General features: G+C 41.2%; 23 protein-coding genes. 3 read left to right on the top strand and 20 right to left on the bottom strand.

The annotated features are described in order from the left end of the window. Positions 1 to 2: 2 nt before the first annotated feature. The 11 genes from lpxD to rpsB form a co-directional block, all read right to left on the bottom strand. Positions 3 to 1,025 (bottom strand): UDP-3-O-(3-hydroxymyristoyl)glucosamine N-acyltransferase, encoded by a 1,023-nt coding sequence (lpxD, locus tag MTF67_RS08625; RefSeq protein WP_248519274.1) that lies wholly within the window; start codon positions 1,023 to 1,025, stop codon positions 3 to 5. 7 nt (positions 1,026 to 1,032) lie between these two features. Then, entirely contained in the window at positions 1,033 to 1,551 is a 519-nt protein-coding gene (locus tag MTF67_RS08620; protein ID WP_006793627.1) for an OmpH family outer membrane protein, read from the bottom strand. 11 nt (positions 1,552 to 1,562) lie between these two features. Next, positions 1,563 to 4,034: an outer membrane protein assembly factor BamA gene (gene bamA / locus MTF67_RS08615; protein WP_010557176.1), complete on the bottom strand. Its 2,472-nt coding sequence runs from the start codon at positions 4,032 to 4,034 to the stop codon at positions 1,563 to 1,565. A gap of 96 nt (positions 4,035 to 4,130) precedes the next feature. Further along, on the bottom strand, positions 4,131 to 5,483 hold the full coding sequence (gene rseP / locus MTF67_RS08610; protein ID WP_248519273.1) for a sigma E protease regulator RseP: 1,353 nt from the start codon (positions 5,481 to 5,483) through the stop codon (positions 4,131 to 4,133). A 1-nt stretch (position 5,484) separates the two neighbouring features. Next, positions 5,485 to 6,690 (bottom strand): 1-deoxy-D-xylulose-5-phosphate reductoisomerase, encoded by a 1,206-nt coding sequence (gene ispC, locus MTF67_RS08605; RefSeq protein ID WP_248519355.1) that lies wholly within the window; start codon positions 6,688 to 6,690, stop codon positions 5,485 to 5,487. Next, positions 6,687 to 7,553 (bottom strand): phosphatidate cytidylyltransferase, encoded by an 867-nt coding sequence (locus MTF67_RS08600; protein WP_006793631.1) that lies wholly within the window; start codon positions 7,551 to 7,553, stop codon positions 6,687 to 6,689. Before MTF67_RS08600 ends, ispC begins: the two co-directional genes overlap by 4 nt. Before the next feature lie 20 nt (positions 7,554 to 7,573). Next, entirely contained in the window at positions 7,574 to 8,353 is a 780-nt protein-coding gene (locus MTF67_RS08595; RefSeq protein WP_008126663.1) for an isoprenyl transferase, read from the bottom strand. An 81-nt stretch (positions 8,354 to 8,434) separates the two neighbouring features. Next, positions 8,435 to 8,992 carry a ribosome recycling factor gene (frr, locus tag MTF67_RS08590; RefSeq protein WP_008126662.1) on the bottom strand — a complete coding sequence of 186 codons (558 nt, stop codon included), beginning with the start codon at positions 8,990 to 8,992 and terminating at the stop codon, positions 8,435 to 8,437. A gap of 13 nt (positions 8,993 to 9,005) precedes the next feature. Continuing rightward, positions 9,006 to 9,755, bottom strand: a complete 750-nt coding sequence (pyrH, locus tag MTF67_RS08585; RefSeq protein ID WP_006793634.1) for a UMP kinase — start codon at positions 9,753 to 9,755, stop codon at positions 9,006 to 9,008. Positions 9,756 to 9,913: 158 nt separating this feature from the next. Next, a complete protein-coding gene (tsf, locus tag MTF67_RS08580) occupies positions 9,914 to 10,765 on the bottom strand; it encodes a translation elongation factor Ts (RefSeq protein WP_006793635.1) in 852 nt (283 codons plus the stop codon). 104 nt (positions 10,766 to 10,869) lie between these two features. After that, positions 10,870 to 11,598: a 30S ribosomal protein S2 gene (rpsB, locus tag MTF67_RS08575; RefSeq protein ID WP_006793636.1), complete on the bottom strand. Its 729-nt coding sequence runs from the start codon at positions 11,596 to 11,598 to the stop codon at positions 10,870 to 10,872. Positions 11,599 to 11,870: 272 nt separating this feature from the next. On the opposite strand from rpsB, the gene map reads away from it, so the two are divergent. From map to dapD, 3 genes are all read left to right on the top strand, one after another. Then, positions 11,871 to 12,656 carry a type I methionyl aminopeptidase gene (gene map / locus MTF67_RS08570; protein ID WP_006793637.1) on the top strand — a complete coding sequence of 262 codons (786 nt, stop codon included), beginning with the start codon at positions 11,871 to 11,873 and terminating at the stop codon, positions 12,654 to 12,656. 62 nt (positions 12,657 to 12,718) lie between these two features. Then, positions 12,719 to 15,337 carry a [protein-PII] uridylyltransferase gene (gene glnD / locus MTF67_RS08565; protein WP_010557179.1) on the top strand — a complete coding sequence of 873 codons (2,619 nt, stop codon included), beginning with the start codon at positions 12,719 to 12,721 and terminating at the stop codon, positions 15,335 to 15,337. Positions 15,338 to 15,347: 10 nt separating this feature from the next. Continuing rightward, a complete protein-coding gene (dapD, locus tag MTF67_RS08560; protein ID WP_010557180.1) occupies positions 15,348 to 16,175 on the top strand; it encodes a 2,3,4,5-tetrahydropyridine-2,6-dicarboxylate N-succinyltransferase in 828 nt (275 codons plus the stop codon). A gap of 124 nt (positions 16,176 to 16,299) precedes the next feature. Here dapD and MTF67_RS08555 read toward each other — a convergent pair whose 3' ends face one another. From MTF67_RS08555 to pspA, 9 genes are all read right to left on the bottom strand, one after another. Further along, a complete protein-coding gene (locus tag MTF67_RS08555; RefSeq protein WP_248519272.1) occupies positions 16,300 to 17,331 on the bottom strand; it encodes a DUF2804 domain-containing protein in 1,032 nt (343 codons plus the stop codon). Positions 17,332 to 17,534: 203 nt separating this feature from the next. Beyond that, a complete protein-coding gene (locus MTF67_RS08550; RefSeq protein WP_006793641.1) occupies positions 17,535 to 17,879 on the bottom strand; it encodes a 4a-hydroxytetrahydrobiopterin dehydratase in 345 nt (114 codons plus the stop codon). A 37-nt stretch (positions 17,880 to 17,916) separates the two neighbouring features. Then, a complete protein-coding gene (gene phhA / locus MTF67_RS08545) occupies positions 17,917 to 18,714 on the bottom strand; it encodes a phenylalanine 4-monooxygenase (protein WP_248519271.1) in 798 nt (265 codons plus the stop codon). Between the two features lie 236 nt (positions 18,715 to 18,950). After that, complete coding sequence (gene megL, locus MTF67_RS08540; RefSeq protein ID WP_248519270.1) at positions 18,951 to 20,132, bottom strand: methionine gamma-lyase; 1,182 nt, start codon at positions 20,130 to 20,132, stop codon at positions 18,951 to 18,953. A gap of 140 nt (positions 20,133 to 20,272) precedes the next feature. Next, positions 20,273 to 21,301 carry a TIGR01620 family protein gene (locus MTF67_RS08535; RefSeq protein WP_248519269.1) on the bottom strand — a complete coding sequence of 343 codons (1,029 nt, stop codon included), beginning with the start codon at positions 21,299 to 21,301 and terminating at the stop codon, positions 20,273 to 20,275. Further along, the gene (locus MTF67_RS08530; RefSeq protein ID WP_248519268.1) at positions 21,298 to 22,722 is read right to left on the bottom strand and encodes a YcjX family protein; all 1,425 of its coding nucleotides are present in this window, start codon (positions 22,720 to 22,722) and stop codon (positions 21,298 to 21,300) included. Before MTF67_RS08530 ends, MTF67_RS08535 begins: the two co-directional genes overlap by 4 nt. A 55-nt stretch (positions 22,723 to 22,777) precedes the next feature. Continuing rightward, a complete protein-coding gene (gene pspC / locus MTF67_RS08525) occupies positions 22,778 to 23,179 on the bottom strand; it encodes an envelope stress response membrane protein PspC (RefSeq protein WP_006793646.1) in 402 nt (133 codons plus the stop codon). Continuing rightward, complete coding sequence (gene pspB / locus MTF67_RS08520) at positions 23,176 to 23,409, bottom strand: envelope stress response membrane protein PspB (protein ID WP_006793647.1); 234 nt, start codon at positions 23,407 to 23,409, stop codon at positions 23,176 to 23,178. The genes pspC and pspB overlap by 4 nt, the downstream gene beginning before the upstream one ends. Before the next feature lie 66 nt (positions 23,410 to 23,475). Next, complete coding sequence (gene pspA, locus MTF67_RS08515; protein ID WP_006793648.1) at positions 23,476 to 24,135, bottom strand: phage shock protein PspA; 660 nt, start codon at positions 24,133 to 24,135, stop codon at positions 23,476 to 23,478. Positions 24,136 to 24,165: the final 30 nt, after the last annotated feature.

Raw genomic sequence — 24,165 nt, 5'->3', positions numbered from 1 at the left:
GTTTATGACTTAGCCAGTGCTTCAAGCGCTTTCAAACGAGACTTCATGTCTGATAGATTACGCAAGTGAGCAATTGATTTACGCCATTCTTTGTTAGTTGTATGGGGCATACCTGATGAATAAATACCGGGCTCGGTGATTGATTTTGTCACCATGCTCATACCCGTAATTATAACACCATCACATACTGACATGTGACCATTAATTGCAGTCATACCACCAATTTGGCAGTTTTTACCTATGGTAACACTACCTGCAAGAACAGAGCAGCCAGCAATTGCTGTGCCCGAGTTAACTTCAACGTTGTGTGCTATTTGACATTGATTATCAATAATCACATTGCTATGAATAATTGTATTATCAAGTGCGCCCCGGTCAATTGTAGTACTGGCGCCTATTTCTACTTTATCGCCTATGATCACAGAGCCTAGCTGAGGAATTTTAAGCCACTGCCCACGCTCATTTGCATAACCGAACCCATCGCTACCAACAACACTATTTGCCTGGAGCAAACAATCCGATCCAATTTCAACGTCATGGTAAATAGTCACACTAGGCCAAAGCTTTGTCCCGGCACCTATTTTAACACGTTCTCCGATAAAACTGTTCGGACCAATTTGCGCGTTATCACCAACAACTGCACCAGCCTCTATAACTGCATTAGCGCCTATAGCAGCACTTTTGCTTATATTTGCACTAGGGTGAATTGTTGCACTTGGGTGAATCCCCGAAGAGGCTGAACGCGGTGTTGTATCCATAAATTGCGCAAGCTTTGCGTAACTGACATAAGGATTTGAAACAATCACTTTATTGCCATTAAAATGCGCGGCATCTGCTTGGTTAACGATAACAGCACTGGCTTGAGTGGCTTCAAGTTGAACACGATATTTTGAGTTCGCTAAAAATGCAATATGCCCAGTACGGGCATTTGCAAGTGTCGCTATTTTTGTTATTTCTAAAGCGCCATCACCCTGAAGTTCGGCGCCTAGAAGTTCCGCAATTTGCGAAAGCGTATAATTTTGCATAGAGTGATTATTTCTTGCTAACAGCTGTTACTACTTTAGATGAAAGGTCTGTTACTTCTTTAGGGTTGAAGTAAATTGTAGTGTCTTTTACTTTAACTTCATCAAAGTCACCGTCTTTAGCAATCTCTTCAATTGTTTTAATAATTAAGCCCTGAACTTTTGCAAGCTCTTGGTTTTGGCGAGCTTTGATTTCTTGCTCTAAAGGACGACCTACTTCAGCAAGGTTTTTTTGCATACCTTGAATTTTATCACGTAGTGCATCTTTTTGAGCTTGGCTCATCGTTGTGCTCTCACGCTTAAACTTCTCAGCTTCAAAGCGAATATCACCTTGTAACTTTTCAAGTTCTTGGCGACGCTCAGCAAATTCGCTTTGTAGTGACTGCTCAATTTTAGCCATTTGAGGAATTTGCTTGTAGATTTCTTGCATATCTACAACACCTACTTTGTGCGCAAGAGCGCTAGCAGAAGTACCCATCATTAACGTTGCTAAAACAGCCACTGCCGTTGATTTAAATAATTTAGTCATAAAAAACTCCTTTAGAAAGTGTTACTAATATTAAAACTGATGGTCTTCGTATCGTCATCTTCTTCTTTTTGCAATGGATACGCAAAACTAATCAGCATTGGACCCATTGGAGAGATCCACTGTAATGATAAACCGGTCGATACTCTAAAACGCATAGGATCTGAATAATCATCCAGCTTATTGCGTTGATCTACGAGTAAGTTTTGATAACGGTCTACGCTAAACTCTGTGTCCCATACGTTTGCAGCATCAACAAAAAAGCTGGTACGCACTGAACTTGTGTTTTCTTCATCTAAAAACGGCGTAGGAACGATTAACTCCATACCCGCCACCGCTTTGGCGTTACCACCAATTCGACCTTGTGGTATTAACTGGTCAAACTCCGACGCACTATTGATAGGACCTGAGGTAGAACCATCTGGGTTTAGTGTACCAGGAATCGTCGTTGCAATACGTGACACAGCTTGTGGCAATATTGTATTACGGTCAAAGCCACGTAGTTCCATTTCCGTAATACGGAAGAACTCTTGGAATGGAAGCGTTTGATCGTATCCATTTGTTGACCCATAACCATTACCATAACCGAGCGCCGCACGAGCCGAGAAAACCCAGCGATGGTCGTTAGATATTGGCCAATAAAAGCGTGAATCGTAATTAAGCTTGAAGTAAGTTAAATCTGAGTTTGGTGTAGTTCCCGTTAAATTTAACGTTTGGCGTGAACCCGCTGTCGGGAATAAACCACGGTTAACCGTTATACGTGACCAACCAACACTTAATTCATATTTGGTAAAGTCAAAGCCTGCATCAGGGTTTTCAGGGTCAAAAAATGTCTCACGTAATACACGCGTTTGCTCGTACTCGGCAATATCTGACAGCTCTTCTTTTATCCAACGAACACCAAAATTAACCCGGTTGATTGCATCAATCGGAAAACCAATATTTGTACCTAAACCATAACTTTTTGATTTGTAATCTACAAGACTAAACTTACTTGCGTCGTAGTTTCGGTAAAAAATACTGCTGCCTTGTGAAACACCATCTGGTGTAAAATAAGGGTCGGTATACGATAAACTGACACTTTCAGAGCCAGTAGAAGTATTTAAATTTAAACCAATTTGGTTGCCTGTTCCTAAGAAGTTAGATTCAGTCACACCAATATTAAACTGTAGACCTAGGTATGAACCATAGGCAAGGCCCGCATTAAAGCTACCGGCAGATTGTTCTTTTACTGTGAAATCTACGTCAACTTGGTCGTCTACACCTGGCACGGGGACTACGTTAAAATCAACAGTTTCCATATAAGGTAAACGTTGAATTTGTAGCTTTGAACGCTCAAGGTTCTGGTTTGATAACCATGCACCTTCTAGCTGCGTCATTTCACGGCGCAATACTTCGTCAGCAGTGTTTTGGTTACCACCAACAATTATACGGCGAACATAAACACGCTTACCTGGGTTAACAGATAAAGTTAACTGAACTTCTTGCTTTTCGTCATCAATTTCTGGAATTGTGCGCACTTCAGCATTTGCATAACCAAAACGTGCTAAATAACTTTTAATGAACTCTTCTGAAGATGTTACAACAGAACCATTGTAAAGCTCACCAGCTCTGAGTGGGATAACGCTTTTAATTAAATCTTCACGACCGAGTAAGTCACCAATAAAATCAAAGCCTTTAACCTTGTATTTAACGCCTTCGGTAAGGTTGGCCGTAACATATACAGATTCACGCTCTGGGCTTACCGATACCTGCGTCGAATCAATATTAAAACGTAAGTAACCACGGTCTAAATAAAAGCTGCGGATTTTTTCTAAATCACCTTCAATGGTTTGTTTTTGGTAGCGATCGCTACCCATAAATTGCCACCAAGGTAAATCTTGCTGAGACTCAGCAAGTTTTAATAATTCTTCGTTAGAAAAAAGCTCGTTACCCACTAAGTTAATTTGGCGGATAGACGCGGCATCACCTTCATCAAACTCCAATTTAAGTTTTACGCGGTTACGTGGCAATTTAGTAACGCTGATATCAACCGTTGCATTGTATTTACCAATACTATGGAAAAACTCTACTAAGCCTTTTTCAATATTATCAATTACGGTTTTATCTAATGGTTCGCCTTGGCGAATATCTTGTTGATCAAGCGACTCGTTAAGTTGCTCATCTTTGATATCTTTATTGCCTTCAAACTCAATAAAGCTAATTGTTGGGCGCTCTGTTACTTTAAAAATAACGTTGTTGCCATCACGTAATGCTTTGATGTTGTCGAAGTGACCAGAACGATAAAGTGACTTTATTGTTTTTGAAATTGTGTAGTCATCTACATTATCGCCTACGTTAATAGGAATATGAGTCAATGCAGCACCAAGTGCTACGCGTTGTAAGCCTTCAACTTTCAAGTCTTCAACAATAAAGGAAGTTTGGCCTAGGGCGGCAAAGCTTGCACCCAATAAACTTGAAACTGCCAAATGTTTTTTTATAGCCATTTTATTATCTTTATCCTTTACAACTGTATTACCGCTTAACACCTAAAATACGGGTGCGTTACAATCGTGTTCTAATTAGTAAATGTTGCGCTGTAATTACAAACGCGATACATCATTGAACAAAGCGAAACATGTTAGAAAAATGAGTAGCAACGCTCCCACTTTAAAACCAAATTCTTGTGTCTTTTCAGAGACCGGCTTTTTACGAAAAAGTTCAATTATGTAATACATTAAGTGTCCACCATCAAGCACTGGCAGAGGTAATAAATTAAATACGCCCAAGTTAACGCTTATCAGGGCTAAAAAGCTTAAAAAAGCAACTAAACCATAGCTTACGCTAGTCCCTGCTCCCACTGCAATACCAACAGGACCACTTAAGTTTTTAACCGAAACCTGACCCGTAATTAAATTACCAATCATGTCAAAACTCAGCGTAATCAACCGCCAAGTTTCTTTTGTACCACGAACAATACTATCTATCGGTCCAAAACTTCGGGATTGTACATACCCCTCTGGCCATTGCTGAACAACAGGTGCTACACCTAAAAAACCTTGTTCTATACCATTGTTGCCAACACGCCCTTGTGGGGTCACTGTTATGCTTTTTATACTATCTTGTCTTTTTACACTAAATTGTAAAGATTTGTTAGCCGATTGCGTAATTACATTAACTAATTGCGGCCAATTGCTTATAGTTTCACCGTTTACAGCCAAAATAGTATCGTTAACTTGCAAATTTGCTTGTTCCGCTGCCGAATTTTTAGTCACCGCTGCAACCGTTAATGTGGCTTGTGGCCTAAAGGGGACAATACCCAAAGAGGTTAGTGGAGGAACATCTTGTTGGTCGAGCTTCCAACCATCAATATTGAGCGTTTTGACTCGTGTTTGTAAGTTTTCATCGCGAACTGTAATCTCTACGCGCTCTTCACCTAATCGCGACATAAAAGCAAACGTCGCGTCTTGCCACGTGGTTATATTATCATCACCAATTTTAATAATGTGTTGGCTTGGCATCAGCCCGGCTTGCTCTGCTCGGCTCCCTTCAGTAATGCTGCCTACGACTGGTTTTACCGATTGCACACCCACCATGTACATCACCGCTAACGCAAAAATAGCAAACAAAAAATTTGCCATAGGCCCAGCTGCAACAATGGCAATACGTGCTTGTACTGACTTTGAGTTAAACGATAAATGTCGCTGATTTGGTGGAACATCGTCCACACGCTCATCAAGCATTTTTACATATCCACCTAGTGGAATAGCTGCTATGACATATTCTGTATTGTATTTATCGTGCCATTTAATTAAGGGCTTACCAAAACCAATAGAAAAGCGTAACACCTTAACACCCGCCTTTCGTGCTACCCAAAAATGGCCATACTCATGCACAGTAACTAAAATACCTAATGCCAAAATAAATGAGCCAAGATTCCAAATAAAATCAAACATACTAATGAGCCACTTTATTTATAAACTGAGTTGCGCTGACACGTGCAAGCTCATCGCATTGCAATATTTCATCTAAACTCTGTACGTTGGTGAATTGAGCCGACTCTAAGGTTTGTGCATTAATTTTATAAATATCTGTAAAACCAATTTTACCTTTTAAAAATGCAGCAACAGCTATCTCATTTGAAGCATTAACGGTCGTTGTTGCCCCCTGCCCCGCCGAACATGCATCAATAGCAAGTTGCAAATTAGGGTACCGGGTAAAATCAGGTTTGGTGAACGAAAAATCACAAATATCAGAAAAATTAAGCGATTTAACACCTGCGTCAATTCGTTTTGGGAACGCTAATGCATGGGCAATAGGCGTACGCATATCAGGGTTACCCATTTGCGCTAAAATTGAGCCATCATGATACTGAACCATCGAGTGAATAATGCTTTGAGGGTGAATAACAACGTCAATATCATCGCTATTACAGTTAAATAGCCACTTGGCTTCAATAAACTCAAGGCCTTTGTTCATCATAGTTGCGGAGTCTACTGAGATTTTTTGACCCATAGACCAATTAGGATGAGCTACCGCTTCACTGACGGTCACATCTTTTAAGGTACTTATATCACGCGTTAAAAATGGACCGCCTGAACCGGTAAGTAAGATTTTAATGACACCATTATCTTGCAGGTTTTTATCGCTTTGAGCATTTTGTAGTGAGTGAGGTAGACACTGAAAAATAGCGTTATGTTCGCTGTCGATTGGCAGTAAAGTTGCTTTGTGCTTTTTAACTTTATCAATGAACAATTGGCCCGACATAACCAGCGATTCTTTATTCGCAAGCAACACTTTTTTACCTGCTTCAACCGCACTGAGTGTAGGTAACAAGCCTGCGGCTCCAACAATGGCAGACATAACTACATCTACATCAGGGTGCGCACATAAATCACTCATTGCCTGTTGTGAATGCATAATCAGTGTTTGGCACGCTGTACCCTTTAAATGCAATGACAGTTCTTCTGCTGCACTTTGTGTTGCCATGACAGCATAAAGGGGTGAATGCTTAATGCAAAGCTCAGCCATTTTTTTTGCATTTTGACCCGCTGTTAAAGCAAATACATCAAACAAATCACTGTTTTTTGCTACAACATCAAGTGTACTTAAACCAATTGACCCCGTAGCACCTAAAATAACTAGCTGCTGCTTATGACTCATAAACTTAAAGTCCATGCATAACACATTACAAACATAGGTGCGGCTGCTGTTAAGCTGTCAATGCGATCTAAAATACCGCCATGCCCAGGTAAGCATTTGCCACTGTCTTTAAGGCCTGCTTCGCGTTTAAACATACTTTCAAGTAAATCGCCAATTGCTGAAAATAGCGCTATAAATGCCGTCATAATGGCGTAAATCGGCCATACGGCTAAATCCACGTCGGTAAAGTGACAAAACGCCATAACAAATAATACTGATGCAACAATACCACCGGCAAGGCCTTCAATTGTTTTATTTGGACTTACTTTTGGCATAAGCTTGTGTTTACCAAAACTTTTACCTGTAAAATACGCACCAATATCAGCGCTCCATACAATACCTAATACAACCAAAATCAGCATAGAGCCAAAGTGAGTAGATTCAAGGTATTGCGCACTACGAAGCGTATTGAGCGCAAGCCATAACGGCACTAACGTCAGAAGCCCTGCAATGCCACGCATTACTAGCCCTTCATTCCACGCTTTTGCCATGGCTGGATAACGCCATACTAAGTAACTAGCAACAATCCACCATGCAAACGCCAAAGTAAATAAATAATTAGCATCGCCCACTAGCTGACCATTTTGCCAAAGCGACTCTATCGGCCAGTGTAAATTAAGCACAGCCAGTAAAGCTGCAACAAGTACAACAAAGGCGCCTCTTTTTATTTTGTCACATAGCCCCATAAAAGCTGACCACTCCCAAGCGCCCATTAAAACGATGGCGGCGGCAAAGTAACTAAATAACGTCAATGGTGTATAAAAAACCAAGGCGAGCGCTGCGGGTGCTAACACTAGCGAGGTTAAAATGCGTTGTTTTAACAAAATTGTGACCCTTAATCTATTTAGGTTTGAGCGAGTAATTGTTTTATTTGTTCGCCCGTACAACCAAATCGTCGCTCTCTAGCAACGTAACACGCAATGGCCTCAGCAAATGCTGCTTCATTAAAATCAGGCCAAAGTGTTTCGGTAAAGTAAAGTTCTGCGTAAGCTGCTTGCCATAGTAAAAAGTTACTAATGCGAACATCGCCCCCCGTTCGTATAAGTAAATCGGGTTCAGGTTGATCGGCCATGCTCATATGCTGCGCAATACGCTCTTCAGTAATATCTTGTGCGTCAATGTCACCGCTTGCAACTTGCATTGCGAGTTGTTTAGCCGCGTTTGCCATATCCCAACGGCCACCATAATTGGCAGCCACATTTAAACACAACCCTGTGTTATTTTCTGTCAGTTGCTGCGCACTATGTACTTTGTTTTGCAACCCTTCAGAAAACCGAGATAGGTCTCCAATGATGGTTAGTTTTACATTGTTTTTGTGAAGCTTTTTAACCTCTTTTGTTAATACAAACAAAAAAAGCTCCATTAACGTATTTACTTCGTCTTCAGGGCGGCGCCAGTTTTCACTGCTAAATGCAAATAAGGTTAACGATTGTACGCCTAATTTAGTACAAAACTGAACAGATTGACGAACAGCGTCCACGCCTTTTTTGTGCCCATACACACGAGGCCTATTTCTAGCTTGCGCCCAACGCCCGTTCCCGTCCATGATGATAGCAACATGCTTAGGTAAACATTGTTGTGAAATTGTATCAGCGTTTAAAGCCATAAATATCGAGTATTCCATAAAAAAACGCCGCCTAGTATAACCCAGACGGCGTTTCAAAACTAATATATTTGTATACACTAGCTCAGCTTATTTAGCTGTTTAGATTTCCATCAATTCAGCTTCTTTCGCTGTTAATTGAGTGTCCATTTCTTTGATAAATTTATCTGTTAACTTTTGGATTGCATCTTCGCCTTGGCGCGCTTCGTCCTCAGAGATATCTTTATCTTTTAATAGTGCTTTAATATCACCATTAGCATCACGGCGAATATTACGAACAGCAACACGGCCGCCTTCAACTTCGCCACGTACAATTTTAATTAAATCTTTACGGCGCTCTTCTGTAAGTGGAGGAAGTGGCACACGAATAACTGTACCTGCCGACATAGGGTTTAAACCTAAGTCAGACGCCATAATCGCTTTTTCAACTGCTTGTGCTAATGACTTGTCAAAAACACCAATGGCAAGCGTACGTGAATCTTCAATTGTTACATTTGCAACTTGATTTAACGGTGTAGGAGCACCGTAGTAAGACACCATAATGCCATCTAAAATTGCAGGGTGAGCACGGCCAGTACGAATTTTAGAAAGTTGGCTACCTAGTGCTGTTACACTCTTTTGCATGCGCGCTTGCGCATCTTTTTGAATATCGTTAATCACGGTTCAATCCTAATTATTTGATTACTTCATCTGAGGCTTGTGAAGAGATAAGTGTTCCTTCTTCTTCACCCATAATTACGCGTTTTAACGCGCCTGATTTATTCATGTTAAATACGCTTAATGGCATATTGTGATCGCGGGCTAAAGTAAATGCCGCTAAATCCATAACTTTTAATTCTTTATCAATAATTTCATTGTAGCTTAAGTGACGGTAAAGTGTCGCTTCTGGGTTTTTCACAGGATCGTCACTGAACACGCCATCAACCTTTGTTGCTTTAATGACTGTATCAGCTTCAATCTCAATACCACGTAGACACGCAGCAGAATCTGTAGTGAAAAACGGATTACCCGTACCCGCTGCAAAAATAACAACGCGGCCAGTTTTTAATAAGCTTATTGCTTCAGCCCAGTTGTATGCATCACATACGCCATTAAGTGGAATAGCAGACATTAATCGACAGTTTACAAAAGCACGATGCAGCGCATCACGCATTGCAAGGCCATTCATTACCGTTGCAAGCATACCCATGTGATCGCCTACTACACGGTTCATACCCGCTTCAGCTAATGACCCACCGCGTAAAAAATTACCGCCGCCAATAACTAAACCCACTTCTACGTCGAGCTCTACTAACTCTTTAATTTCTTGTGCCATACGGTCTAAAACTTTAGGGTCGATGCCGAAGCCTTCGTCTCCCATTAAAGCTTCACCACTTAATTTGAGAAGAACACGTCTAAAAATAGGTTTGCGATTGATAGTCATAGTTTTGGGGCCAACTTTTATTGAATTATGGATAAAAAATAACCGCGCTTATGTTAAACATAAAAGCGCGGTTATTTTAAAGAATTTCTAAGCGTGAAGCAAAAGCAAATAGTACTTTAATTGCATCTAATTTCCTTGTCCTTCACAGTTAGTCAATCTTACTCACCTTTAGCAGCAGCAATTTGAGCAGCAACTTCAGCAGCAAAATCTTCTTCTTTTTTCTCGATACCTTCACCAACTTCTACACGTACGAAGCCAGTAACTGTTGCGTTTTTCTCTTTAAGAACATCGCCAACAGATTTTTTAGGTTCCATGATGAATGCTTGACCAGTAAGAGAAACCTCACCAGTAAACTTCTTCATGCGACCAACAACCATTTTTTCAGCGATTTCAGCAGGCTTGCCTTCGTTCATCGCGATATCGATTTGAACTTGCTTCTCTTTTTCTACAACATCTGCAGGAACATCAGCAGGTGTTAAGTACTCAGGGCTTGAAGCAGCAACGTGCATTGCAACGTGCTTAAGTGTTTCTTCATCAGCAACACCAGCAACAACAACACCAATACGCTCACCGTGACGATACTCAACTAGGTTTTCACCAGCGATGTACTGTAGACGACGTACGTTGATGTTTTCGCCAATTTTAGTTACTAGCTCAACACGGTCTTCTTCAAACTTAGCTTGTAAGTCTTCGATAGAAATTGTTTCAGCGATTGCAGCGTCAGCAACTTTGTTAGCAAATGCTAAGAAGCTTACATCTTTTGCAACGAAGTCTGTTTGACAGTTAACTTCAACAAGTACCGCAACACCCGCATTTTGCTTGATGATGATAGTACCTTCAGCAGCAATGTTACCTGCTTTTTTAGCAGCCTTTGCAGCACCGCTCTTACGCATGTTTTCAATCGCTAACTCGATGTCACCATCAGTCTCAGTTAACGCTTTTTTACAATCCATCATGCCAGCGCCTGTACGCTCGCGTAATTCTTTAACTAGGGCAGTAGTTACAGCCATTAGTAAATCCTCAAATCTGAAATCTGGTTTAGATAAGCGGGTTACCCGCTCTACAAGAATAGCAAGTCTTCATCCTATTAAGATGAAGACTTGATGACAGCTAATTACTCAGCTTCAACGAAATCGTCATTCTCAGCTTGAGCAACGATGTTATTCTCGCGACCTTCAGTGATAGCAGCTGCAACAGCGCTAGTGTAAAGGGTTACAGCACGGATAGCATCATCGTTACCAGGAACGATGAAATCAACGCCGTCTGGATTAGAGTTAGTATCTACGATTGCAACAACTGGAATACCTAGGTTGTTAGCTTCACGGATAGCAATGTGCTCGTGGTCAGCATCGATAACAAAGATCGCGTCAGGAAGACCGCCCATGTTTTTGATACCACCAAGGCTCTTTTCAAGCTTTTCCATTTCGCGGTTAAGCATTAACGTTTCTTTCTTAGTTAATTTCTCGAAAGTACCGTCTTGGCTTTGGATTTCAAGGTCTTTAAGACGCTTGATTGATTGACGTACTGTTTTCCAGTTAGTCAACATGCCACCTAACCAGCGGTGGTTAACGTAAAACTGATCGCTTGCGATAGCAGCTTCTTTAACTGCGTCGCTTGCTGCGCGCTTAGTACCAACGAAAAGAACTTTACCTTTGTTTGCAGCAGCGCCACTTAAAAACTTAAGTGCGTTGTTGAACATTGGTACAGTTTGCTCAAGGTTGATGATATGTACACGGTTACGAGTGCCGAAGATGAAAGGCTTCATCTTAGGGTTCCAGTAACGTGCTTGGTGACCAAAGTGAACACCAGCTTGAAGCATGTCGCGCATTGAAACGTTTGCCATTTTATAGATCCTCTATAGTTGTTTAGGGTTAGGCCTCCACATATCCCATAGCACCAACACCGAAGTATTTAAACTTCTAATGCACCCAAGTGTATGTGACGATACGTGTGTGTGTTAAAATCAAATTGTGTTTGCCTTAAATACAAAAAATCATTTAAGAATTTATTTGTAAAAAGACGGCGCGCTTTATACCATATTAAAATTAAATACTCAACATCGCGTGCAAAAATTATGCAGCGATAAAATGTTAGAAACGCAACTTTGGAGCCTCAATGAGCGCTATTATCAAGACCCCTGAAGAAATAGAGAAAATGCGTGTAGCTGGGCGTTTAGCAGCAGACGTACTTGAAATGATCGGCCCACATGTCGTGCCGGGGATCACCACTGATGAGCTAAATACTATTTGTCATGATTATATTGTTAACGAGCAAAAAGCAGTCCCTGCTCCTTTAAACTATCATGGTTTTCCAAAATCAATTTGCACCTCTGTTAACCATGTAATTTGTCATGGTATTCCTAACGACAAACCGTTAAAAGAAGGTGACAGCGTAAATATCGACATCACTGTTATCAAAGATGGCTACCACGGCGATACATCTAAAATGTTTCACGTAGGTAAACCAAACATTCAAGGTAAGCGTTTGGCTGAAGTAACACAAGAAAGCTTATATCTTGCCATTAAAATGGTAAAGCCGGGTGTACGTTTAGGTGATATTGGCGAAGCAATTCAAAAATATGCCGAGAGCTTCAACTACTCAATAGTACGTGAATATTGCGGCCATGGTATTGGTAGCGAATTTCACGAAGAACCACAGGTTATGCATTACGGTAAAGCCGGTACCGGTGAAACATTAAAAGCGGGTATGTGTTTAACTATTGAGCCAATGGTTAATGCGGGCAAGCGCCAATGTAAACTGCTTAAAGATGAGTGGACGGTTGTAACACGCGACCGCAGTTTGTCTGCACAGTGGGAACACACGTTATTAGTGACTGAAAATGGTGTTGAAATTTTAACGCTACGATCAGATGATACTATCGACAGGATTATCGAACACTAATAAACCTACGCAGTTGATAGTACGTTTATCAATGTGGAAGGTTCAATGAGGAGCCAGCCCACGTGGCATTACCCAACAAAGTAAAAAAGTTGCTTAGCGATGCTGAGCAACTAAGTGACTATCGCGATTGTTCCAGCTATTTTTATAAATGGTTGCATAACGAATTTTCAAAACAACCAGTTGGTAATTTAATTAATGCCCGGGCTGAGTTTATCGACCGCCTGTTGATCAAATTATTTCATGTTTATGATCTATCTCATGAGCCTGATTTAGCGCTGATTGCCGTAGGCGGTTACGGACGTGGTGAGCTTCACCCTTATTCAGATATCGACTTCTTACTGCTTGTAACAGAGCAACCAAGTGAAGCGGTATGTGAAAAAATAGGTCAATTTGTCACTATGCTGTGGGATCTTAACTTAGAGATTGGCCACAGCGTTCGTACAATTGATCAAGCAATAGAGCAAAAACGCGAAGACGTCACCTTTGCCACCAGCTTACTCGAAAGCCGACTAATTTTTGGTAACCATATTGAGTTTGAAAAGCTTAAAAACTTTATACTCGAAACGCCAGTATGGGGCTCTAACGACTTTTTTGAAGCCAAAGTACAAGAGCAAAATTTGCGTCACCGTAAATGTCACGGAACAGCGTACAACTTAGAGCCAAACATAAAAGAAAACCCAGGTGGTCTTCGCGATTTACAAACTATTATTTGGGTAGCCAAAAAGCATTTTAGAGCCGAAACCCTCCAAGAGCTCATAAACCATGGCTACTTAACCCATGAAGAGTTTCAAGAGCTTTCAGAGTGTTTAGAAAACCTATGGAACATTCGCTTTGCCCTGCACTTAGCCGCTGGACGATCAGAAAACCGTTTACTATTTGATCACCAACCCCTTGCTGCAGAAATACTTGGCTTTGGTAGCGATGGTAAAGCCTCGGTTGAACGTATGATGAAGCGCTTATTTCGTATAATGAGCCGTGTACGCGAACTTAATCAAATGTTGCTTTCGTATTTTGAGCAAAGTATTTCGCCACTAAGCAGCGAAGCCGTTGTTGAAGTACTCGACAGAAATTTTGAGCGTGTTGGCCATCAAATTCGTGTTAAAGACCCATCTGTATTTTTTAGGCGCGATCAACTTTTTGTTCTGTTTGAGCACATTGCTGAAAATCCAGAAATTACCCATATTTACCCAAGCACTATACGCACTATTCGCCAAGTACGCCGTCGTTTGTTGGGTGACCTGCAAGATTACGCGGCCTGTCGTGAGGCCTTCTTACGTTTGGTAAAACACCCTAACGGTATGGGCCGCGCATTCACATTAATGCATAAGCACGGCATGCTGGCAGCATATTTACCGCAATGGCGTAATATTTTTGGGCAAATGCAGTTTGATTTATTTCATGCCTACACGGTAGACGAGCACACCCACAAATTAATCAATAATATTTACCAATACTTTGATAAAACGGGCGTGAGTGAGTTTCCAATTTGTAGTGAAATAGTCACTCGAATGGATAAACCCGAGCTTTTATATTTAGCCGGTATTTTTCATGATATTGCGAAAGGCCGTGGTGGCGATCACTCGGAGCTAGGGTCGGTCGATGCTATTGCATTTGCTAAGTTACATGGGTTCTCATCATCCGATGGCAAGCTTATAGCATGGCTTGTTGGTAATCACTTACTTATGTCGGTAACTGCACAAAGAAAAGACATAAACGACCCTACAGTAATCAAAGACTTTGCAACACGTGTAAAAACAGAGCGCCAACTCGATTACCTTTATTGTTTAACTGTGGCAGATATTCGTGCCACTAACGACAACCTATGGAACGATTGGAAAAACACCTTATTGCGCGAACTTTATTTGCACACACAACGTGCATTGCGTTTGGGCCTTGAAAACCCAATGGACCAACGCGACCAAATTCGTGATAAAAAGCACCAAGCAAAACAACGCCTGCTTAATTTAGGGTACCTTGAAGAAAAAATTGACTTAATTTGGAGCCGCTTTAAAGCAAACTACTTTACTGCATTTAGCGAGCAGCAAATATCGTGGCAAACCGAGCATTTAGTAAATAGCACAGATTTAAGTCAACCGAGTGTAATTGTGTCGAATGCGCCTATGCACGGCGGCACGCAAGTGTTTGTTTACAGTCCTTACTCGGGTGCCCTATTCGCCCGTTTAGTAAACATAATTGGTACTAAAAAGGCACAGATCCAACACGCACAAGTACTGACCACCAAAGACGGTTATGTACTGTTTAGCTTTGTTATTCTTGAAGTCAGCGGCGACCCTATCGCAAGTAGCCGCGCGCAATCGATTAAACGCGGCCTTGAGCAAGCACTTAATGACCCGCGTAAAAAAATTCGCTTTAAAAAGAGTCGCTCACAACGTTTTAAAGACTTTAATATCAAACCCAAAATTGTGCTGCGCCCACATGCTAGAAAAGATCGCAGCTTAATTGAAATACAAGCGGTTGATATACCCGGTCTACTAACCAAAATAGCCGAAGTTTTCCAAGCACATTTACTCCATATTCATGCAGCCCGCATAACAACGGTAGGTGAACGTGCGGAGGATTTCTTTGTCGTATCAAATAACGAATACCAAGCCCTGACTGATGAAGAACAAGCAAAAATTCATCAGGCATTACGTAAAAAATTCAACGCCGAAACAGAATAAGAGGACACACATGTCAGATTTAAAAACAATGATCGAAAACGCATGGGATAACCGCGACAGCATTAGCCCAAGCACTGTATCTAGCGATGTAAAACAAGCTATTATTGACGCGCTAGAGCTACTTGATAGCGGTGCCGCGCGTGTTGCTGAAAAAATATCAGGCGAATGGGTTGTGCACCAATGGCTTAAAAAAGCAGTTTTACTATCTTTTCGTATTCGCGACAACCAACCAATGAACGACGGCGTTAATCAGTTTTACGACAAAGTACCGCTTAAATTTAGCGACTACACGCCAGAGCAATTTCAACAAGGCGGCATGCGCGTAGTGCCTAACGCAGTAGCACGTAAAGGCAGCTTTGTAGGTAAAAACGTCGTACTTATGCCCTCGTACGTAAACATTGGCGCATACGTTGACGAGGGCACCATGGTTGATACATGGGCCACTGTTGGCTCATGTGCACAAATTGGTAAGAACGTACACTTATCTGGCGGCGTTGGCATAGGCGGCGTTTTAGAGCCACTACAAGCTAACCCAACCATCATTGAAGACAATTGTTTTATTGGCGCACGTTCTGAAATTGTTGAAGGTGTAGTAGTAGAAGAAGGCGCTGTTATTTCAATGGGCGTTTATATCAGCCAAAGCACTCGTATTTACGACCGTGAAACCGGCGAAATTCACTACGGCCGCGTACCTGCAGGCGCAGTAGTTGTACCAGGTGCACTACCATCAAAAGATGGCACACACAGCCTTTACGCTGCAATCATTGTGAAAAAAGTAGATCAACAAACACGCGAAAAAGTAGGCATCAACGCCCTACTTCGCTCGATTGATGATTAAATATAAATCAATGGCTTTAGTATAAATTATTGATGAAAAAATAAGGCTCTGAACCTTTTTAGATTTAGAGCCTTACATTCTTTTAAAGCGTTCGTTTATATACGTTAATTCCCAAAAGCTACATCTACCATTTTGAATAGTGATCTTCTGCTAAGCCCCACTGCCCGTTGAGTGTTATCACTTCATTAGGAAGCGTTATTTGACCGAAATAACAACCGATTTTTTGTGTGAAATTCGTGGCCACAATGAGTAAATTAGTTTTATCAAAACGTTGGCTTACAGGTTCAAAAGTAAGATTAATCAGGCCGTCGTTTGAGTGGAGTTCCCACTTGTCACAATCAATTTCGTTACCATAACGATTAAACTTAAAATCAACCATATCAATTTTGTATAGCTTTCCGTCAAGCCAAATAGCATTTTCAGTAAATCCTGTTTCAATTACACCTGCTGAAAGGTTTAATCCCAAGTAGCGTCCATCAGGTAATTTGCAGGCAAGGCTTGCCCAATTCCAAAATGTTTCACGACGCATATAGCCTGCACTCCAGTCTACACAGGCCAATGCGTTCATATGGCTAAAATCGTAGCGGGTATTTTTTAATAGAAGCGTGCCACTGCAATTTAGCGCGGCCGATTTTTGGGTGAAATGGAAACCAGCATAACCAGCTCGAGCACATACACTCAAAGGAAGGTAATTATCTGACTCGTTAATTATTGCATCAAGGATCAGCGTGGTACTTATTTTAACTGTTACCTTTCGTTCACCGGGTCTATCTGTGGTATTAACGTAAACGCTGTTATCACCCTTTTTAAAATAACTATTGCCAGAATTTGGCTGCGGCTCAATTAATGTGTTTTTAGAAAATAAATTTACAAAGCTGTGCTCTTCTAACTGCTCTGTTTTTAAATTGTAAACATAAACAAAACAGTTGCTGGCAATTTTTAAATCAACGATTGCAAGCCCAATAACTAATTCATCGCAAGTAATGCTTATAAACTGAAACTGGTTAAACTTAAATTTTTTTGCAAGTTTACCGCATGGCTTATCCATTGCGTTTCTTAAATCAAAATCTAAGTAATTAATATGCTCAATCCCCTGTGGGAATAAACCAAAGTTAGCCTGTCCATCAGGGTTAATCAGCTGCAGTTTTTTTGGCATGTAACTATCCTTTCATTTACAGCCTATATTATTCTCGGACACAAAATAATCAACCTAAGAAGATAATTACATGGTAAATATTCGTTTTGTTATCCATATGCTTTTGTCGTAACAATTTTAATAAAGGGTGATAGTTTACCAACACCAATAAAAAAGCACTTATAAAAATAAGTGCTTTTAGGTTTGCTCAATTAATTTTTTAATTACAGCGCGTTAAATACGTCGTCTGTTTTAGCTGCGCAAATAAAGTCGTTTTTGTGCAAGCCTTTAATTGAATGGCTCCACCACGTTACAGTTACTTTGCCCCACTCGGTTAATAAACCTGGATGGTGGCCTTCGTCTTCTGCCATGTCGCCTACTTTGTTAGTAAACGCGATAGCTTGTTTAAAGTTTTTAAATTTATAAACACGCTCTAGCTGCATAATGCCGTCGCGTACTTCTGGTACCCAGTCTGGTATTTTTGTAATAAGCTGTGCAAGCTCTTCGTCAGACACTTTTGGTGCATCTACGTGGCAAGCTTCGCATTTTTGTTCACTTAATGAAGACATTTTAAATCCTTACTTTAGCGTTTTTTTTAAATTAAAGTTAACTGGCTAATTTTTCTTTTGGTGGAAATTTTGGGTCATGCAAGCCAAGCGCTTTAGCTTGCTCAACCAAAGTCATAATATCCATTTGCGATATATCAAACAGATCATGAATCGAATTAATGGTGTAGTACTGCGGTTGCATAATATCAATGCGATAAGGCGTACGCAGTACATCAATTACGCTCATAGGCGTTATTTCTGGTGTATCTGAATACACATACTGCGTTTCACCCGGGCTTGATAAAATTCCGCCACCGTAAATACGCAGGCCGTTTTCGGTTTGCATTAAACCAAACTCAACGGTAAACCAGTACATGCGTGCAAGGTAAACACGATCTTTTTTCTGCGCTGCGTACCCTAATTGCCCGTATTTGTGTGTGAACTCGGCAAAATCAGGGTTTGTTAGCATGGCGCAGTGGCCAAATATTTCATGAAAAATATCTGGCTCTTGAAGATAGTCAAACTCTTCACGGCTTCGAATAAACGTGGCAACCGGAAACTGTTTATTTGCTAACAATCTAAAAAACTCATCAAAATCGATAAGTGCAGGCACAGGCGCTACTTGCCAACCGGTGGTGGCAAGAAGTACCTCGTTAAGCTCGCTTAGTTGCGGTATACGGTCGTGTGGAAGATTTATTTTTTTAAGTCCTTCCATATACTCATCGCAGGCCTTGCCCTCTATGCACGCAAGTTGGCGTGCTACAAGCTCAGACCAAATTTTATTTTCTTCATCACTCCAATGTATAACACCATTTTCGTCTGGTGTTTTGGATGTGTATTTACTTGCTTTAGCCATAAGTACCTTCTGGGTTGTGAGCCCTAAATCGGTGTCAGTGTGATACTCAAACCTATTGAATATCGAGTGACCCCATACTATGTAAAAGTGAAGAAAAGTTTAATAGACAAGCTAACATCTGTACTTGGCGCGATCACTTCATTCGTAAAGTTAAAATTACACATGTGACACATTAAAATTACAGCCTACATATAAAGGCTTTACACGAAGCTTTATGTGTAAACAATTAAATACAGCTAAAGGATTTGAGTAAACGCCTGGTCTAAATCACTAATAATGTCGTTAACATCTTCAAGCCCAACAGAGAGCCTGATCAACCCGTCACTGATACCAGCGGCGGCTCTCTCTTCTGGCGAATATGGAGAATGGGTCATAGACGCAGGATGCTGAATCAGTGTTTCGGCATCGCCTAGGCTTACTGCAAGTGTACAAAGCTTCATGCTATCAATAAATTGCGCACCTTGTTGTAAAGTGCCTTTTATTTCAAACGCAATCACGCCACCTGCCGCTTTCATTTGATTACCAATAAATTTATTTCCTGGATGCGATTTAAGCCCTGGGTAATAAACAATATTAACTTGATGATGCGCCTCTAGGTATTCAGCCACTGTTTGTGCACTTTGACAGTGACGCTCCATGCGTATGGCTAAAGTTTTTAATCCGCGATTTATAAGCCATGCGTCGTGTGGGCTTATGGTTGCACCAATGTCTTTTAGTACGGTCATTTTTATCAAGGTAATATGCTCAAGCGATCCACACACAAGTCCTGCCACCACATCGCCATGGCCATTTATGTATTTGGTTGCACTGTGCATAATGATATCAATGCCATATTTTTTTGGTGATTGCAGCAATGGCGTTAAAAAGGTGTTGTCTACCACGCTAATTAAGTTTTGCTGTTTAGCAATAGCGCCAATAAGTGCTAAATCAATCACAGCCATTGTTGGGTTTATTGGTGTTTCTACAAATATCATTTTGGAATTAGGTTTAATGGCAGCCCGAAGCTCGTCCTCATTGGTCATATCAACAAACGTAACTTCAATTCCCCAACGCGGTAACATGTGTGCAAAAAACGCGAACGTACAACCATATAATGCACTTGATGCTACAAGATGGTCGCCCTGTGATAAAAAGCTCAATACCGATGCCGATACAGCGCCCATGCCTGTAGCCGTTGCCGCAGCGGCTTCGCAGCCCTCTAGCAGTGCTATCTTTTGTTCAAGTTCGGTGGTGGTTGGATTGCCTAGGCGGGTATAAATATAACCGGGTTCTTCGCCTGCAAAACGTGCGGCGCCTTGTGCTGCATTTTCAAAATGAAAGGTTGAGGTTTGATACAAAGGCGACGTAAGTGCGCCATGTGGGTCGTTTGCTTTTTGCGGGCCATGGATACATTGTGTATGAAGATGATGCTTGGTCATTATCTTTGTGCTCATTTTTATTATGTGTTGTTAGTGACATAGATAAAAACGTACCACAGTTTAAATCACAAGCATGCCGGATGCTCAGATGGCTATTTGTGCAAAGTTTACCCATTTACCTGTACACAAATATTTCCATGTTATTGTGTGGGCTCTGTTTTTCCTCGTTTTAAAATTTTACCTGCAATGCTCTGAACGGTCCCTTTCAATAGGCTGCGCTTGTGTTCTAGTTTAGGTAATGGGCGACTTAACTCCATTGCTTTATAGCCAATTCGCGCTGTAAAAATCCCTGCACTCACACCTTGTGCGGCTCGCCCAGAAAGCTTACCAAGCAATTCTGCGCTGAGCGCAGTGGCTGCTAAATCAGAGACAAGCTCAGCACTGCCTACAAACATCACTTGTTTTATAAGCATACGGTAAAGCTTAATGCGGCTTGCGTAACCAAAACCAATGCCATAAATTTTACCTATTTGCTCAATTAACTTAGTACCACGCCAAAGCACAGCCATCATATCCACCAGCGCAATGGGGCTCAGTGCAACTAATAAAGCTGACTCTGTTGCAAAACGGTTTATAAGCTTTTTAGCTTGCGTGTCTTGCGTTATAAGCAAGCTATTTGCGTAAAGGGTCATTATTTCTTTATCACTGTGATGCTGTGCAACTTGCTTTTTAAAGCTGTCAAAATTATTAAGCTTTTGGTGCTTGTTTAGTTTTTCAAGCCACGGTAATGCGCCGCCTACTTGCTCGCTATTTAAGAGCCTGTAAGCTTCTTGGCGGTGTAACTGATTGCGCTTAAGGCTGCGCAACATTCTATATTCGCGCCATAATATGCGCCCAATAAGAAGCACACCACTTAACACTGCGGTTAAATACACACCGCCTAAAACAACCGACTGTTGAAATGCAAACACTAATGAATAAGCAAATTCAAGTAACACCAGTACTAAAAAGCTTATGGTAAACACACCTTTAAGCGTTTGCCATTTTGACTTTTTATATACCGGCTCTAGGTCTATTTCATCTTCAATAAACTCTTCATCAGGTTCTTCAATATAGTCACTTTGACCTTGAGCCACTATTTTTGCGGGTGCAAGCGTAGCTTCAATTTGTTCATCAGCTTGGGTATCAATTCGCCTACCTGCTTGAAAAGTTTGCTGTGTGTCGCTCATGATAATTTGTCTCCTAATAGATACTGCATCACATGATCAAGGCGAATATGTTTAAGTTGCTTGTCGGGGGCTGGCATAGGCGCAAACGACAAAAACTCAAAACCCTGCGCTGGCCACTCATTTTTATTAAGCATGCGGTTAGGTGGTTGTGGGGGTAAGTAGGTTAGCCAATCTTGCTCGTTAAGTGGCTTGCCGTAAATACACTCTAGCGTTTGGCCTTTATCGGTAACTTGGCGCGGCTGCGTTGCAGTAATTGACGACATAGCCATGGTTTCTATTTGTACGCCATCAAATTTTAAATAGTTAGTTTGCTCATGCACTAGCGAATCAAGTAGAAGTGCTAAGTCTTTGTGGTGCTTGGCACTTATGTGATCTGACTTATTGGCAGCAAAGAGTATTTTATCTATGTTGGGTTTAAATAAGCGCTTAAAAAATCCCGACTCGCCGTAATTAAAGTGAGCGAGTAATTGGTTGATTACGCTACTTTGCTCTTGGAGTGTTTCGTGGCCTTCGTTTAAAGCACTTAATACATCAACTAACACAATTTGGCGGTCAAAATGTTTAAAGTGCTCGTTATAAAAAGGCTTAACCACTTCTTTTACATAGGCATTAAAGCGCTTAATGAGATGCTCTAAATTAGACCCCGCAATAATATCATCGCTATTAACCTGCTTAAAATTAACAGGGAAAAACAACAATAGCGGTGCGCCTTGTAAGTCGCCAGGCATAAGCATTCGCCCAGGTTGTAACATGGCAAGCTTGGTGTCTTTTTTAAGGCCCACCAGCATATGTTGATAAAGCGCTGCAATTTGCGCAAGCATGCTCTCATCTACAGGTGCGTTTAAATCAAGCTGATCAAGCGCATTTAAAAATTCACTAGAGGTGTTCACACGCGGGTGCTGTAATAACAGCGGGTACTGCTGCTCGCACCACTGGCTATAACTTTGCTCAAGCATAGGTAAATCAAGTAGCCATTCACCAGGGTAGTCAATAATATCTAAATACAACGTAGATTGTGGCGAAAAATGCCCACGTAACCCTGAGGCACTTTGGTATTTAATAGCCAAACGCAAGGTGTTAATACGCTCGGTTGATGCAGGCCATGTAGGCATCCCATCACTTGGGAGTAAAGCATTGAGTGCTCGCGGATAGTCAAAAGTTGGGACCTTTAACGCCTCTTGCGGTACAACTTTAGTGGCTATGTGGCGCTGCTCTCGCATTACATCAAAAAAAGGGAGGTTTTTATCGTTAGCCTGTGTAGTTAATTGCTTGACTAGAGCTGTAATAAACGCAGTTTTACCGCTACCGCTTAGCCCAGTTACAGCCAATTTTACATGCTGATCTAAACTACGGTGAAGGGCTTTTTGGGCATTGCCTTTAATACTTTTAAAGGTCTTTTTAGCAAATGAAGTACGACTCATAATGGGCTAGCACTTCATTGATGCTTAATCACCGAACAAAGTGCTATTAAATCCTTTAAAGTTTGTTGATTTCACGGCTTACCGTAAACTCGCTTGAGGTAACATGGCGTTCCATATCCTGAAGGCGTGTATCTACTCGCGCTAAACGCTCTTTTAAATCTTGTAAAGCGCGGCGCGGTGGCTCACCCTTTTGCCATACTTTAAATTTCACCTCTAACGGATCGTCAGCTTTTGTTGAGCTGCTCGCATGTGCAGTCGTTGGCTCTTTTTTGTCTAATATAAACCACGCTGCAATGTACGCTACCACAAACAATGGGCCACCTGCTAGCAGTACCGCACTAACAAATATAATGCGAACTAACCATAACTCCATATTAAAGTAGTCACTTAATCCCGCACATACTCCGGCTATTTTACCGCGTTGTGGGTCTCTTAATAATTCGCGTTTGGCATTCATACTTTGCGTCTCCATTGTGGTGACTCTTGGTCTAGCAATGCTTCAAGTGTTTCGACTCTATCAGCCATACGTTCAGCTTTGTGTGCTAGTTCTAATAACTGGCGATGTTCGTGCTCACTTAACCCTTGGCTTACTTGTTTTTTGCTACGGTAGTGTAAAATTAACCACAGTGGCGCAACAAAAATCATAAACAAGATAAATGGTGCAACTAGTATCTCTGGATCAAACATAACCCTCTCCTGACAATCCGTTCAAATATGTTAAGCAGTGGGGCACATTACATGCCCCTGCGTAAATTACTTATCAGCAAGCTTCTTTTTAAGTTCAGCTAGCTCATCATCAATTTTTTCATTTTTTTGTAAATCAGCAATTTCATCTGCTAACGTTTGCTTACCTAAATCGTAAGACTCTATTTGAGATTCTAGTCCATCAATTTTAGTTTCGTAACGTTCAAAGCGATTAAGTGCATCTTCTACCTTCGAGCTATCAAGTGCTTTTTTCACTTCTAGGCGCGACTCAGCTGAACGCTGACGAAGAATTATTGCCTTTTGACGTGATTTAGCATCAGCTAACTTTTCTTGTAACGTGGTCACTTCTTGCTGAAGCTTCTCAATATGAGACTCTACATGCTCAAGTTCACCTTCTACAGCCGTCACTGCATCTGCCGACTTTTGCTTTTCGAGCAATGCTGAACGAGCTAAATCTTCGCGGTCTTTACTAAGTGCTAACTCAGCTTTTTCTTGCCAGTCACTTACTTGAACTTTAAGTGTATCTAGGCGGCGAACAATTTCTTTTTTCTCTGCCAGAGTTTTAGCTGACGTAGAGCGAACCTCTACTAGTGTATCTTCCATTTCTTGGATAATCAGACGCACCATTTTTTCTGGGTCTTCTGCTTTATCTAAAATGGCATTGATATTAGAATTAACAATATCTGCAAAACGTGAAAAAATTCCCATAACATTTACCTCTGTAATTAAAACTTAGTT

The sequence above is a fragment of the Pseudoalteromonas sp. 2CM32C genome (assembly GCF_023161925.1).
Lineage (GTDB): Bacteria > Pseudomonadota > Gammaproteobacteria > Enterobacterales > Alteromonadaceae > Pseudoalteromonas > Pseudoalteromonas marina.
Note: the sequence above shows the minus strand (reverse complement) of the source record. Positions and strands in the feature narration are given on the sequence as shown.

Coding starts and splice junctions, on each gene's coding strand:
- lpxD (WP_248519274.1), bottom strand. CDS start 1,025: ATGCAAAATTATACGCTTTCGCAAATTGCGGAACTTCTAGGCGCCGAA.
- MTF67_RS08620 (WP_006793627.1), bottom strand. CDS start 1,551: ATGACTAAATTATTTAAATCAACGGCAGTGGCTGTTTTAGCAACGTTA.
- bamA (WP_010557176.1), bottom strand. CDS start 4,034: ATGGCTATAAAAAAACATTTGGCAGTTTCAAGTTTATTGGGTGCAAGC.
- rseP (WP_248519273.1), bottom strand. CDS start 5,483: ATGTTTGATTTTATTTGGAATCTTGGCTCATTTATTTTGGCATTAGGT.
- ispC (WP_248519355.1), bottom strand. CDS start 6,690: ATGAGTCATAAGCAGCAGCTAGTTATTTTAGGTGCTACGGGGTCAATT.
- MTF67_RS08595 (WP_008126663.1), bottom strand. CDS start 8,353: ATGGAATACTCGATATTTATGGCTTTAAACGCTGATACAATTTCACAA.
- pyrH (WP_006793634.1), bottom strand. CDS start 9,755: ATGACTATCAATCGCAAACCTATTTTTAGACGTGTTCTTCTCAAATTA.
- tsf (WP_006793635.1), bottom strand. CDS start 10,765: ATGGCTGTAACTACTGCCCTAGTTAAAGAATTACGCGAGCGTACAGGC.
- rpsB (WP_006793636.1), bottom strand. CDS start 11,598: ATGGCAAACGTTTCAATGCGCGACATGCTTCAAGCTGGTGTTCACTTT.
- map (WP_006793637.1), top strand. CDS start 11,871: ATGAGCGCTATTATCAAGACCCCTGAAGAAATAGAGAAAATGCGTGTA.
- dapD (WP_010557180.1), top strand. CDS start 15,348: ATGTCAGATTTAAAAACAATGATCGAAAACGCATGGGATAACCGCGAC.
- MTF67_RS08555 (WP_248519272.1), bottom strand. CDS start 17,331: ATGCCAAAAAAACTGCAGCTGATTAACCCTGATGGACAGGCTAACTTT.
- MTF67_RS08550 (WP_006793641.1), bottom strand. CDS start 17,879: ATGTCTTCATTAAGTGAACAAAAATGCGAAGCTTGCCACGTAGATGCA.
- phhA (WP_248519271.1), bottom strand. CDS start 18,714: ATGGCTAAAGCAAGTAAATACACATCCAAAACACCAGACGAAAATGGT.
- megL (WP_248519270.1), bottom strand. CDS start 20,132: ATGACCAAGCATCATCTTCATACACAATGTATCCATGGCCCGCAAAAA.
- MTF67_RS08535 (WP_248519269.1), bottom strand. CDS start 21,301: ATGAGCGACACACAGCAAACTTTTCAAGCAGGTAGGCGAATTGATACC.
- MTF67_RS08530 (WP_248519268.1), bottom strand. CDS start 22,722: ATGAGTCGTACTTCATTTGCTAAAAAGACCTTTAAAAGTATTAAAGGC.
- pspC (WP_006793646.1), bottom strand. CDS start 23,179: ATGAATGCCAAACGCGAATTATTAAGAGACCCACAACGCGGTAAAATA.
- pspB (WP_006793647.1), bottom strand. CDS start 23,409: ATGTTTGATCCAGAGATACTAGTTGCACCATTTATCTTGTTTATGATT.
- pspA (WP_006793648.1), bottom strand. CDS start 24,135: ATGGGAATTTTTTCACGTTTTGCAGATATTGTTAATTCTAATATCAAT.